Below are 12567 nucleotides of genomic sequence, written 5' to 3' on the forward strand. Positions count from 1 at the left end.
ACCCGAACAGCGTGCGGTCGGCATACCGCCAAGGCGAGGCAGTGTGTTGCTCTGCTTCGAGACCTTGTAGCAACTGCCGTGCCAAGAACGCCAAAAATTCGTGGAATGTGCGTAAATCCTAAAAAAATGGAACCGCTTTCAGGAAATGGTCAAGTCAAATGGAACTTACGCCTCAGTCCTATTGAAGCAGTTAATTAATTCCTAAAGCGTTTTTTTGATTAATGCAGAATAAATCCTCGTGTCTTCAGACCGGAAAAGCTTAATTTTTCCTTCTACCTCTGTGAGACCACTCATACCACTGCTTGGCACTGCGAACTGCAAACCAAAGGAGGATTAAAGCAATTAATCCTCCTTGCCAGGGAGCATCAAAGGCAAAAAGTACTAAAGCTATACACAAGGTATCTTGCAGAAAGACTGCCCACAACGGTAAGCCACGCAAGCGATAGAACCAACCAATTTGCACTAGCTGGAGTACAAAGGCTAACAAACCACCAATAGAGGCAATTAGCCAGTTTGGTGTTGACGTTGCTGAAGCTACTGCTAACCCCATGATCGCCCCAACAAGAGGAGACAATAGTAATTGAACCACTTGTAGGAGTCTTTGTCCTAGTAGCCTTTTGGATGCAAATAGCTCAAACACCGACCAACTAGTGAGTGACCATAGCAAAACATGGGGGGAAATGTGAGATAATAACGGGACTTCTGACCAGAGGTTACTGCCCTGCAACAGTCCAATGATTAGCAAGGGCATACCTATTCTCATTCCTGCTGCTGCTGAAGCAGATAGTGTGGCGAGGATTTCTATCATCAGAGTATCTAAGGCATGACTAAATAAGCAACTGGTCGTTATTTAAACGAAGGTTTGCCCGTCATAGTGTCCGAACCATACTAAAATTATTCTGCATTCCCATAGTAAATAATGTTGGTATTAAGTAAGTATGCAAAAAAAACAAACTATATTAAGGAAAGTAACAAATGTTCAAACTAGGTCGTAGTGAGGGCTTTAGCCATCAAAGTAGGGCACAGAGCCGCTTACTACAAACCTTTAATTATTTACGTTGCTCTACTTAATATATATATATTAATGTTGTACTACATATATTTGAGTTTTGGGAAGAGCTAATAGGTAATGGGTAATGAGTAATGGGTGCAAAAATTACCAATTACCCATTAGTTTTAAATGCCCAAACGTTGGTAAACCTGTTCTAAATACCTGAGATGGTTCTGTGGGTCAAAACAGTTCTCAATTTCAGCAGGTGACAATTTTTGAAGAACACGAGGATCTTTGCTAATCAAATCGTGGAAATTGCCTTCTGGCTTGTTCCAAGCAGCGTGAGCGTTTTCTTGGACGATCGCATAAGCTTCTTCACGATTGCTGCCTTTGTCTACCAAGGCGAGTAGTACTTTCTGGCTGAAGACAACGCCTCCATAACAGTTGAGATTCCGTTCCATGTTCTGGGGATAGACCAGGAGGTTTTTCACCAGATCAATTGTCTCTAAAATCATAAAGTGTGTTAAAATGCAAGCATCTGGTAAAACTACTCGTTCTACAGAACTGTGGGAAATATCCCGCTCATGCCATAAAGCAACGTTTTCTAAAGCTGCGCCGGCATGACTTCTCACAAGTCGCGCCATTCCCGTTAGTCGTTCTGAACGGATGGGGTTACGTTTGTGGGGCATGGCACTGGAGCCTTTTTGACCTTTGGCGAAGAATTCTTCTACTTCCAAAACGTCTGTTTTTTGCAGATTGCGAATTTCTACCGCAAAGCGTTCGATAGATGCTGCTAATAAGGCTAATTGTTGCACGTAGTCGGCATGGCGATCGCGAGAAATAACTTGTGTGGAAGCGGTATCGGCTTGGAGACCGAGTTTTTCGCAAGCGATCGCTTCTACACGGGGTTCAATATTGGCATAAGTTCCCACAGCGCCAGAAATCTTCCCCACAGCAATGTTTACCCGGAGAATTCGCAACCGTTCTTGGTGTCGCAACACTTCCGCCAACCACCCAGCCAGCTTAAAACCAAAGGTAATCGGTTCTGCATGAATCCCATGCGATCGCCCAATCATCACTGTCTGCCGATGTTCCCGTGCCTTGTGGCGAATTACCTGAATCAAATCTTCTAGGCGTTGCGCTAACACATCCAAACTAGCAACCAATTGCAGCGCTAACGCCGTATCCAGCACATCCGAACTAGTTAAACCCAGGTGAATATAGCGACCCGCATCGCCTACATATTCATTGACGTTTGTCAAAAAAGCGATCACATCATGACGGACTTCAGCCTCTATTTCCAGCACCCGCTGTGGGTCAAAATTCGCCTTTGCCTTAATTTCCTCAACCGCACCAGAGGGAATGTAACCCAACTCAGCCTGAGCTTCGCAAACAGCGATTTCCACTTGCAGCCAGGTTTTTAGCTTATAGGCTTCGCTCCACAGATTGCCCATTTCGGGCAAAGTATAACGCTCAATCACGGTCTGGCACAGAATACAACCGTCATATTTTACAGTTTAATTAGCATATATCATTTTTTAATCGCCTTTTTGTTCAGCAATGGAACTAGCCTTTGACACTCTCCGACCGTCGGATTTAAACCCCGACTGAAACACAAGCTACATGTAGATGTATGCCCTTGGCGTTCCCCTAGGGTAGCTGATAACGGTTAAGGCGATGGTTTACCCTGATCAATCAACCCACACCATGAAAGCGAACTGTTATTAACAGCATATATAAAGTTATACGTCTTGGTTCATCAACTTTTTTAGAGATTTTATGAAGTAATTTCCTAAAATTTTCCTAGCTGTAAAGTATTGATGAATTAATCTGCGGCAGACATCTGGAATATTTTATGTAGAATTACTTATACAAAACATATCTTATAGAAAAAAAATCGTTATCATCACTGTAGAAAATATTAATAGTATGGTGGAAGCTAGAGGTAGGCATCTACCATAAGACACAAATGTTAAATCTAGAATTTTTTGCTGCTGTTGATGGTATGGCTCAATTATGGGCTGCTGATGGACAATTCTTGGGCGTAATATCGAGCGATCAAAATAATCCATACTCCATCAATAATCTTCATGGAGACTACGGTAGTTCTAATGGAATCTACAGCATCCGCAACTCTGCTGGATTATATGGTAACACTTCTGGGATATATAGCCCCTATAATACTAACTGCCTTCATCCTCCCATTTTTTACTACGATGGGCAAGCAGTTTTAGTTGTCACTAAAAATCTCTCTCTGGAAAAACAGGTGCATGGCTTGATTCTTATTGACCCTGATTTACTGTTAGCAGTATATGGAAATCTCTCCAATTTTGAGTCAAAAATTGGCCGATATCAACCAGTAGAAAAGAGACAATTTTTTAACTCCACATTCTCACCCGCCGCTTCCTAAATTACCAGTGAATCAAAATTTTGAGACCTTTAAAACTGAGTGATTGGCGCTGAACCAGCGTGGCATTCGGCTGTAAGCTGTAACTCTGAATTAAAAACTAGGTGCTAGAATTCACGACATTCTATCTAGAGTTGGATACTGAATTGCCGCCGCCTCATGGTAGGATGGGGTTGCATTTCATACTCTGCTTCTAAATATGTAATAGTTCGCGCAATGCCTAAAAATCAAAATGCGCTCGCTAGACAATAATCTAAAAATTGGTGAAGGCGATGGCGCAAAGCGTCCACCGGAAATGAACGCACAGATAATTTTAAAAAATAAGGCTTTATTTCCCGACCCAGTTTAATGCCTAAGTTTTTTGTATAAAAAATAACCTCAACTTCTGGTTGTGAAGAGCGCTTAAGCAAAAAGGAGAGCAGCATACTCAGAAGGTCAATCATCAAGAAGCAAATAATAAGGGCAGCTAATTACACAACCAATTAGGCGATCGCTTCTGAACATAACCAATTTGATATGTATTCCTTAACTTTTGCTTAATGACTAAGGGTTAAAATTCATTGCGTCCATGAACTTTAATAATTTGCGTAACATTGAAAATGTGTTCACCTAGCGTGCCGGAGGCAATCACTTAATTATTGACAATCAACCTAAACTATTCAAAAAAAACCTACAGCACTTTTCATATTAACGAAAAATATGAAAGAGGTATATAACCCCGCACTTCTGAAAATTATATCTATTTGACAGTACTAAAAATTGTTGTAACATTTTGCATAATGCAAAGATTTGCGAACCCATTGTGGGAAAACTACCTTTAGCAGTACCACAAATTATACCGAGCATAAATATTACCTTTTGGTCAAGGATTGAAAGATGCTGGCTATGCATAGCATTAAAAATGCTGATGATCTGGATCTGCAACTAGAGTCAACTTTGCAGGAAGTACCAGTTTGGGCGGTTCAAATCGAGATAGATCGTCCAGGGAATGAATTAGCTACACTCTTTGAGCAAGAGCCTTTATTACCAGGAATTATCCTGACTAGGAATCAGCAATATCAGGGAATGATTTCACGGCGGATATTTTTTGAGCAAATGAGCCGTCCCTACGGTTTGGGGCTATTTGCTGGACGACCTATCGAAAGTCTTTACAATTTTCTTCAGCCAAAAGTATTTGTATTTGCTGAGGACACGCCTATTGTAGAAGCGGCTCAGGTAGCACTGGAGAGATCGCCACAACTTGTCTATGAGCCAATTTTAGTAAAAACTAAGTCCTTCAAACATGGACTAGTTGATTTTCATCAGTTACTTTTAGCCTATTCTCAAATTCAAGTTTTAACACGTGCTCAACTAGAGAAACAAGAGGAAAAAACCAGAATAGCTAGGGCAGGTTTTCGTGAACTTCAGCATAACTATACCCGATTACTACAGAATGAAAAAATGGCTGCATTGGGACAACTTGTAGCTGGTATTGCACACGAAATCAATAATCCTATTAGTTTTATTTACGGCAATCTTTCCTACGCTACTCAATACGTTCAAGACCTGGTATACCTGCTGCAATGCTACCAGCAGCAGTATCCTAATGCTTATGTGGCAATGCAAGCTGAAATGAAGGGAATTGAACTGGACTTTATTATAGAAGACTTACCCAAATTGTTATCTTCTATGATGGTCGGTGCTAATAGAATACATGAAATTGTCTTATCCCTGCGTAACTTTTCGCGCCTAGATGAAGCTGAATTTAAATCGGTTGATATTCACGAGGGTATTGACAACACATTAATAATTTTACAAAATCGTCTAAAATATCAACCTGATCGCCCAGAGATTAAGGTCTTTAAAGAATACGGTAATCTTCCCTTGGTGGAGTGCTACGCTGGGCAACTCAATCAGGTATTTATGAATATTTTGGCAAATGCTATTGATGCTCTTTCTGAGAGTTATCAGTTATCAGTTATCTGTTTTGATTTTGCTCCTGTAACTCCAAAGCCGCTGACGATTCACATCCGGACTGAAGTCACTGATGACAATCACATTATTATTCACATTATCGATAATGGGCCAGGAATACCGGAGAGTATTCAAAAGCGCTTATTTGACCCTTTCTTCACCACCAAAAGTGTTGGTAAAGGGACAGGATTGGGTTTATCTATCAGCTATCAAATTATAGTCGAAAAGCACGGTGGTCAACTGAACTGTATATCTACTCAGGGAAAAGGGGCTGAGTTTATAATTAAAATTCCAGTAAGACCTGAAAGTAAAAATCAACAACTGCTCCCATAGATATTTTATTTGCATGATTGTCAATAAACCTACATAAGAGGCAAAAAATGCAAAAGCTTGGGAGGATAAGCTGTTCCCAATTTAAATTGTATATTCTGGGCAGGCTTTAGCGTAGCGGCACGTAGCGCGACGCCTACCCTATAATAAATGTATAATTTCACACTATACAAACTATATCTGGTTTAGCTTATTTTCCAGGACTATTTCATTATTTATTAATACAAACAATACCGTAGCCGTAGATCCACGAGAAATAAATAATTGATTTTAATTCTTGATAGATTTCTAGTAAAAGATATGTTAAGATGCCAAATCTCTAAAGTAAGATTTCTATGAAAATTTCTAAACTTCCCGGTTCTTGGCAGGCGGTACTTACAGAAGAGTTTGATAAACCCTACTTTGGTAAACTTCAAGATTTTTTGGCAGACGAAAGGCTATTTGATACTGTCTATCCACCTGATGAAGATGTCTTTTCTGCCTTTGAATTAACACCATACGAAAAAGTGAATGTTTTGTTGCTGGGGCAAGATCCCTACCATGATGAGAACCAAGCGCATGGTTTATGTTTTTCAGTCAGGCCGGGTATTAAACCGCCCCCATCATTGGTTAATATCTTCAAAGAACTTAAAGAAGATGTTGGGTTTGATCTTCCGAATAATGGCTATCTTGTAACCTGGGCTAAACAGGGTATGCTGATGCTAAATGCGGTATTAACGGTGAAGGCACATATACCAAATTCTCACAAGAATAAAGGTTGGGAAACTTTTACAGATGCGGTAATTAGTAAGGTTAATCAAAAGTCCGATCCTGTTGTTTTTGTTCTATGGGGCGGGTATGCACAAAAGAAGCTCAAGTTGATAGATACAAATCGGCACATTGTTATTCAATCGGCACACCCTTCGCCCCTTTCTGCACGTAATGGATTTTTTGGCAGCAAACCCTTCTCCGCGATCAATTCAGCATTGCGTTCCTGTGGCAAATTAGAGATTGATTGGCAGATTCCAGACATTGAAAATTTAAAGAATTAGGCTTAGGGGTAGGCCATCTTAGGCATTGGCATCAGAGTATTTTTTAGCCGCTTTTAGCCTGGAATCTCGATGGTAGCGATATCCTACCCTTGGGAAAAACCTGTCCAATATTGGTCGGCCAATGCAAGGAAAGCGGCTTGGAGAATCTCGTTTTCACCCAAAATCTTGGGTGATGCCGCGCTGCGCACCGAGTTTACCCATCTAACGAGTAGATTTTGGATAAGGAACCGCCAATTTTGGATAACTTTAATGAAACCCCACAAACAGCAGCTAAAAGCCACCATGAGAACAGATTTAATCGGAAATCAAATAAGGTGACATCTACTGTATTAAATAGCATCCACCCGATTAGGACTAGAAGATAACTAAAAAATATTAATCTGTCTTTTGGCTCTATATCTTGTGACTTCCATAGCAATTGAACAGCTGCAATCAAAATACAACCGATGAAGCCAGAATATAAAAGAGCGCTGGGAAAGCCGGTTTCAGCAGATAGCATTAAAAACAAGTTGTGAGGATGACCTATGTTAATCTGCGTGTGTGCTTTGTAAAGTCCACTAAAACTGCGTAACCCCCAACCAGTCAAAGGATGCTGTTGACTTAAAGACCAGGCAAATTCCCATTGGGTTTTTCGCATGAGGGCGACTGGTCTATCTGGATACATATCATCATTTAACCGTGCCCAAATGGAATAAGGAACGAACTGGCGAAAAAATTGGGCGATCGCATTGGGAGCAAAAGCTGCTAATAGCACACCAGTGACCATAGCAGCGACACAACCCACCAGCAGCCGCCAACCTTGGTAGAGTGTAAAAGCTAAACAGGCAAAAATAGCGATCGCCCATCCATTCCTGGAGTTGGTCAAAATCAAGGCTACGAAATTAGCCACCACCGCTACGGTTAAGAAGATGAAGGGGATTGGGGATAAGGAAGAGGGAGGGGAATTATGGGAGAAAATTTTCCCTTGTCTCTTGCTAATAGCTGATATCCAATACCTGATATCCAATAGCTGATATCCAATACCTGATTGCCATTGTTCTAACCATAACCCTAATGCCAAGATGAAAATGAACGCCAGATAGGCAGCTAAACTGTTAGCGTGCATCAAAATTGAAGCCATCCGGCCTGGTGGTTCTCCCGTGGGTGCGATCGTCCACTCTAAAACAATCCACAAAAATTGTAAATTCAAAGACCAGCCCCAAAACAACTGCCCAAAGCCCATAATGACTATGGGAGAGGAACTGATTACCAAAATCCAAGCCATTTGCCGTAATTGGGCGGGGGTCTGAATCAGGGCGCTAAGTCCGATAAAAACGAGAAAGAATGGCAAAAAATTAAATAAACCGAGGAGAGCATCTATTTTATTTTCAGCAAATCCAGCGGTGATGAGCAGAAATACGCTGAGGAGTGCCAATCCCCAATTCAGGGGGCGACGGTTAATTGTCTGGGATTGTTGCAGCCAAGTGAATAATACTGCAAAACCTAAACCCACAGCCCCCAGAAATGGACTCAAGGGAAAGACAAACAATCCCAGTTGAGCGCAGTTCCAAGGGGATTGTAAACTAGGGTTGGGATGGTAAAAAGCCTTGTTCAAGCTAGCTCCCAAGATTCAGCACGGGTGAGACGAATTTGGGCTAGGGCGAAGATAGTGGGGATGATGCGACCGTAATTAGTAGCGATCGCTCTCCATCCCAAATCGGCAAAAAACCAAGCCCACATCACTGGCCCAGCAACGGCAAACACACTGCGAGCCGCCCCATAACGAGCTGCATTGGCAGTCATACCCCGCCGCGCCATTTGCACAGCGACATAGTTTTTAAACTGGGTTGACGCTGCTTGAGTACCTGTAATTGCAGCTTCTTTAGCTACTTGATAGGTAGCAAAATGAAGAGCAAATTGACGAGCGATTTGTTTGAGTACCAAGGGCTGGAGGACAGAAGTCACAGCAAAGGCACTACCACCTTTAAAAATTAACCCTAAAGGATCACGTTGCAATAACAGCGGTAGTGGTTGTTTGAGGTCAGATTTGACCAACTGGCGCTGCACCCGGACAGTCAATTTTTGCTTTTCCCGTTCCGGCAGTTTTTTCCACACCTTTCCTAATAGATGCAAAAATACCTCTGCTTCTAAATCAACAGTTGCTAACTGTTGAGAATAGGGAATTTTTAGATAATTACATACTTGAATAAGTGCTTGTCGGTAACTTACTTGGTTAGTGCGTCCCCGCAAAACAGTCATTCCATCTGCTGCTAAAAAACGAAAGCGATTTTCTAGTGCGTCTAGCCAAGCCTCGCGGTTTTGGCTTTGGACTTGAATGGGTTCGGGTGTGTGAACATAATCCAGGGGATTAAACTTACGACTAAAGAGAATTGCCGTTAAGTCCTGCAATTCACTTTCAGTTGCTAATTCTAGTACCGTCCTCAGTTCATCCAATTTTTCTTCCTCAATTCTGTGCAGCTTTTCTGTAACCTATTCTACTATTAGCCTTTGGCAGTCATGAGTAGTGTTGTGTCGAAGTGCTAACCTCTGTTGGGAAAACAATACAGCAGATGGGAAAATTTTTCACCCTTGATTTTTGAGGTTTTATGACTGATATTGCGGTAATTGGTGCTGGTATGGCGGGTTTAGTCTGTGCCCAGCAGTTAAGTTTAGCGGGATATTCGGTGGTGGTTGTAGAAAAGTCTCGTGGTTTAGGGGGAAGAGTCGCCACACGGCGCTTGCAGGGAACTGTGGCGGATCATGGGACTTGTTATTTGAAGCCAAAGGGAGAATTATTGCAACGGTTTGTGGAGTTGTTGGAAAAACGTCAAATTATCGAAGTTTGGACAGACAAAGTTGAGCAATTCAATTCTGACTCAAGACTCACAACCCAGAACTCCGCACTCTGTTATGTTGCACCAGAGGGCATGAGTGCGATCGCTAAATTTCTCGCCCAAGGTTTAGATATTTTACTAAATCAGCGTGCGATCGCCATCAACCCAACACCCGAAAATACTTGGCGTCTCACCTTAGAATCTAGCAACGCAGAAATCACCGCTAAAGCTGTAGTCGTCGCCATACCTGCACCCCAAGCTTTGGCCCTCTTAGCACCCTTGAGTGAAACTATATTAGATGCAGAGTTCTTGGATAACTTGGGTTCTGTAGAATTTTCCCCATCTATCAGCGTCATGGCTGGATATCCTCCCACCTCCCAGCCCTTCCCAAATTGGAAAGCCCTGACTTTTGTCAATCATGCCGATTTAGCATGGATTGGTTTAGATAGCAGCAAGCGCCCTCACCCCCAGCAACCACATTTTGTACTGCAAAGTAGCGCGAATTTCGCCCAACTTCACCTAGAAACTCAAGATTTACAACCAATTGGCAAATATATGTTGCAAAAAGCAGCTGAGGCCTTATCCCTTCCTTGGCTATTCAATCCCGACTGGCTGCAAGTACATCGCTGGCGTTATGCCTTTCCTATCCAACCTTGGAATGCAGCTTTTTTATCTGCCACTTGTTCCCTACCTTTAGTTTGCTGTGGTGATTGGTGTGGGGGTAATCTTGTAGAAGGTGCAATGCTTTCTGGACTAGCAGCAGCTGGTGAAATTAACCATCAATTGCGGCATTTACCCCTAGACAACGTGAAGTTTTTTGAACTTTTCAACTCATAATTTCATCTTTCCCTAGACTTAATTATCAGAATGGTAAGTTGCTATTTTTGTGACTTACCAAACCTATATCAAAAAATTCCGTTTAATCAACTACAAAAAATCAAAATTTTCAGAATTTTCATAAGTAATGTAAATTACATAGGAAGTTTCACATTCTGAACATTTTACACTAATTAACATTGATTTATTCCATCTGAAATTGATCCCTGACTGTTTATGCTGCGTTTTGTGTATTTTTGGTCAAAGTTCTGAAAATCTGAAATAATTAGGACTATAGATATAAAATAACGCTGCTTTACCAGTCTATTGATGGCTATTTTCAGGGGATAGACTTTAACCGAAAATCAGCAAAATCAAATGTCTGATATAGTACCGTGATAAAACTTTGGGTTAGAGGCTAGATATCTATTACTAAAATTTCCTCTAACTAGTTATTAAGGCAGTTGGCATTGAGATAATTTGTGTGCCCTACAACTCACGAACTAGATTAACAAAGAAATAAGAAATCATGAAAACATTAGTCAACCTACCACACCAATCAGTCATCAGCGAAATTGAAAGTGTTTTGGATACATATCCATACCATCCTTATCAACAAGCTTTTGCAAATCCTAACTTACGCCAAGAGTTAATTACCTTCATTCTCAATCGTCTTCCTAGCTTTTACAGCGGTATTTCTGAAGAGCAAACGCCACTCCTAAACTACAAGTTACCCCGCAATTCCTTTGAGCAAGAACTACACCTACAAAATTTAATTCACCAAGGTATTTGCTCAATCATCCAAGAAAAACCAGAATGGATGAATAATCAGCTACAGGAACTAGTTAAACCAGTTTGTGAACCTGCTAACTGGTTTGGTTAATATTTGGATCTTTTAGGACTTTTTTGTGGTTTAAGCTCATATCATGATTAACATCTGTGGTATGGGCTTTTTTTGCTAATCAATATTCACCGTTGAGTTGTGAGATTTTGTTTTACAAACCGTAGAGGCACAGGGAAAAGAGTGACAGGTTTCAGAATAGATGAGTTACAGCTTTGTTTACGATATAGAGGGAAGAATTTCAAATCCTCGTGAACTAGAAAAGGATTTGAGTAAAACTACAGATGATATGAAAGTTCAAGTTTTCATTAGACCAAAATAGCTATATAGAAGTCCTAAACCATTCGTGAAAATCTCTCTTTATTCTCTCTGTGTCCTCTGCGTCTGTAGCGGTTAGTTTAAAAACACTTGTCTTTTCACCCCAAAGTCAATATTGCGGCTGAAAAATTTACAGATAACGGCAATAATTTCAACCATTGCAAACCTAACAGAGGTTCACGAATACCTGCACCAGCTAAAACAGGAATGATGTACTTCCTGTCCATCAAGTACAACTTTTCCTTCATACAAGTCAAATAAATCCTCACCCCTCGCCATCTGCATAATAACTTCACTGTCAATCTTAGACCAACCTAAAGTTTGAACATCTTGGATATCAAGTGCTAACCAACCTGTGGTAAAACCAGTATCTAATAAAGCTTCAACAGGAAAACTTTCTCCATCAGCAGTAATTAAATCAATTTCAAAAATTAACTCTCCAATCTCGCCGAACTTGCCAACAATCATATTCTTCCGCAAGTTCCTGTTTCATTCAAACGCATAATACCAATCATCCCACTGGGGTACTTTTGGCGAGCCTTTTTTACAGCAGCATTCTGATCTGGATCAATAAAATAGTCGCCGCTGTTTGGTTCAATAATAAAAAACCAATTGTAATGTTCCTCTATCAATTGAGGACTTACACTATCAAAAATTTCTCGATAGCGCTGTAAATGAGCTTTTTTTTCAGCTTCTCTTCTAGCTAATTCTTCCGGCGCTATTGTAAATTCTGGGAAGATTCTACCTTGACGATAACGGCGAACAGGTTTTGCTTGAGTCATAACTTACTTACCTAATTCTATCTCACCCCAAAACACAAAGCTTTTCTTGGTGGTATCTACATTATAGGCACGTTGCAGCTAAATGAGGTGTAAATATTAATTGTAAATCTCTTGTGGGGTGGGCCGGACAGCCCGCCATTGTGTACGCTTTATTGCAACAAGTGTATTCATCTAAAAAATACTGTAAAATTTCTTATTTGGTAACTGTTGATATTATAAAAGCTCTTTTTGATTATCATATAATCATATCTAACAGCAAACTACACCAAACAGAGATAATGGAAA

12 protein-coding genes are annotated in these 12567 nt (G+C 40.8%); 6 read left to right on the forward strand and 6 right to left on the reverse strand.

Annotated elements, in window-relative coordinates; all coding sequences use genetic code 11:
• Positions 1-259: 259 nt before the first annotated feature.
• Together H6G32_RS13200 and purB are read right to left on the reverse strand one after the other, a co-directional pair.
• Positions 260-808 (reverse strand): DUF4126 domain-containing protein, encoded by a 549-nt coding sequence (locus tag H6G32_RS13200; RefSeq protein ID WP_190458891.1) that lies wholly within the window; start codon positions 806-808, stop codon positions 260-262.
• A 368-nt stretch (positions 809-1176) separates the two neighbouring features.
• Positions 1177-2472 (reverse strand): adenylosuccinate lyase, encoded by a 1296-nt coding sequence (purB, locus tag H6G32_RS13205; RefSeq protein WP_190458894.1) that lies wholly within the window; start codon positions 2470-2472, stop codon positions 1177-1179.
• 488 nt (positions 2473-2960) lie between these two features.
• Between purB and H6G32_RS13210 the strand changes: the two genes are divergently transcribed.
• The 3 genes from H6G32_RS13210 to ung all read left to right on the forward strand — a co-directional run bounded on the left by H6G32_RS13210 (position 2961) and on the right by ung (position 6712).
• On the forward strand, positions 2961-3401 hold the full coding sequence (locus tag H6G32_RS13210; RefSeq protein WP_190458896.1) for a hypothetical protein: 441 nt from the start codon (positions 2961-2963) through the stop codon (positions 3399-3401).
• A gap of 873 nt (positions 3402-4274) precedes the next feature.
• Positions 4275-5684: an ATP-binding protein gene (locus H6G32_RS13215; RefSeq protein WP_190458900.1), complete on the forward strand. Its 1410-nt coding sequence runs from the start codon at positions 4275-4277 to the stop codon at positions 5682-5684.
• Between the two features lie 332 nt (positions 5685-6016).
• Entirely contained in the window at positions 6017-6712 is a 696-nt protein-coding gene (ung, locus tag H6G32_RS13220) for a uracil-DNA glycosylase (protein ID WP_190458901.1), read from the forward strand.
• A 193-nt stretch (positions 6713-6905) separates the two neighbouring features.
• Here ung and H6G32_RS13225 read toward each other — a convergent pair whose 3' ends face one another.
• Both H6G32_RS13225 and H6G32_RS13230 read right to left on the reverse strand, forming a co-directional pair.
• Positions 6906-8321 (reverse strand): O-antigen ligase family protein, encoded by a 1416-nt coding sequence (locus H6G32_RS13225; protein WP_190459004.1) that lies wholly within the window; start codon positions 8319-8321, stop codon positions 6906-6908.
• On the reverse strand, positions 8303-9145 hold the full coding sequence (locus H6G32_RS13230) for a YaaW family protein (protein ID WP_190458904.1): 843 nt from the start codon (positions 9143-9145) through the stop codon (positions 8303-8305). The genes H6G32_RS13225 and H6G32_RS13230 overlap by 19 nt, the downstream gene beginning before the upstream one ends.
• 152 nt (positions 9146-9297) lie before the next feature.
• Between H6G32_RS13230 and H6G32_RS13235 the strand changes: the two genes are divergently transcribed.
• The 3 genes from H6G32_RS13235 to H6G32_RS27405 all read left to right on the forward strand — a co-directional run bounded on the left by H6G32_RS13235 (position 9298) and on the right by H6G32_RS27405 (position 11504).
• Complete coding sequence (locus H6G32_RS13235) at positions 9298-10362, forward strand: NAD(P)/FAD-dependent oxidoreductase (protein WP_190458906.1); 1065 nt, start codon at positions 9298-9300, stop codon at positions 10360-10362.
• Positions 10363-10870: 508 nt separating this feature from the next.
• Entirely contained in the window at positions 10871-11224 is a 354-nt protein-coding gene (locus tag H6G32_RS13240) for a hypothetical protein (protein ID WP_190458908.1), read from the forward strand.
• A 160-nt stretch (positions 11225-11384) separates the two neighbouring features.
• Positions 11385-11504, forward strand: coding sequence for a hypothetical protein (locus H6G32_RS27405; protein WP_190458910.1), 120 nt, complete (start codon positions 11385-11387; stop codon positions 11502-11504).
• A gap of 173 nt (positions 11505-11677) precedes the next feature.
• Here the strand turns inward: H6G32_RS27405 and H6G32_RS13250 are convergent, their stop codons facing one another.
• Complete coding sequence (locus H6G32_RS13250; protein WP_309232588.1) at positions 11678-11968, reverse strand: aspartyl protease; 291 nt, start codon at positions 11966-11968, stop codon at positions 11678-11680.
• Positions 11965-12282, reverse strand: coding sequence for a hypothetical protein (locus H6G32_RS13255; RefSeq protein WP_190458912.1), 318 nt, complete (start codon positions 12280-12282; stop codon positions 11965-11967). Before H6G32_RS13255 ends, H6G32_RS13250 begins: the two co-directional genes overlap by 4 nt.
• Between the last annotated feature and the right edge of the window lie 285 nt (positions 12283-12567).

Source organism: Cylindrospermum sp. FACHB-282 (assembly GCF_014697195.1).
GTDB lineage: Bacteria > Cyanobacteriota > Cyanobacteriia > Cyanobacteriales > Nostocaceae > Cylindrospermum.

Excerpts from the sequence above, each read along its gene's own strand:
- H6G32_RS13200 (WP_190458891.1), bottom strand. The coding sequence starts at position 808 with ATGATAGAAATCCTCGCCACACTATCTGCTTCAGCAGCAGCAGGAATG.
- H6G32_RS13210 (WP_190458896.1), top strand. The coding sequence starts at position 2,961 with ATGTTAAATCTAGAATTTTTTGCTGCTGTTGATGGTATGGCTCAATTA.
- H6G32_RS13215 (WP_190458900.1), top strand. The coding sequence starts at position 4,275 with ATGCTGGCTATGCATAGCATTAAAAATGCTGATGATCTGGATCTGCAA.
- ung (WP_190458901.1), top strand. The coding sequence starts at position 6,017 with ATGAAAATTTCTAAACTTCCCGGTTCTTGGCAGGCGGTACTTACAGAA.
- H6G32_RS13235 (WP_190458906.1), top strand. The coding sequence starts at position 9,298 with ATGACTGATATTGCGGTAATTGGTGCTGGTATGGCGGGTTTAGTCTGT.
- H6G32_RS13240 (WP_190458908.1), top strand. The coding sequence starts at position 10,871 with ATGAAAACATTAGTCAACCTACCACACCAATCAGTCATCAGCGAAATT.
- H6G32_RS27405 (WP_190458910.1), top strand. The coding sequence starts at position 11,385 with ATGAGTTACAGCTTTGTTTACGATATAGAGGGAAGAATTTCAAATCCT.
- H6G32_RS13250 (WP_309232588.1), bottom strand. The coding sequence starts at position 11,968 with ATGATTGTTGGCAAGTTCGGCGAGATTGGAGAGTTAATTTTTGAAATT.
- H6G32_RS13255 (WP_190458912.1), bottom strand. The coding sequence starts at position 12,282 with ATGACTCAAGCAAAACCTGTTCGCCGTTATCGTCAAGGTAGAATCTTC.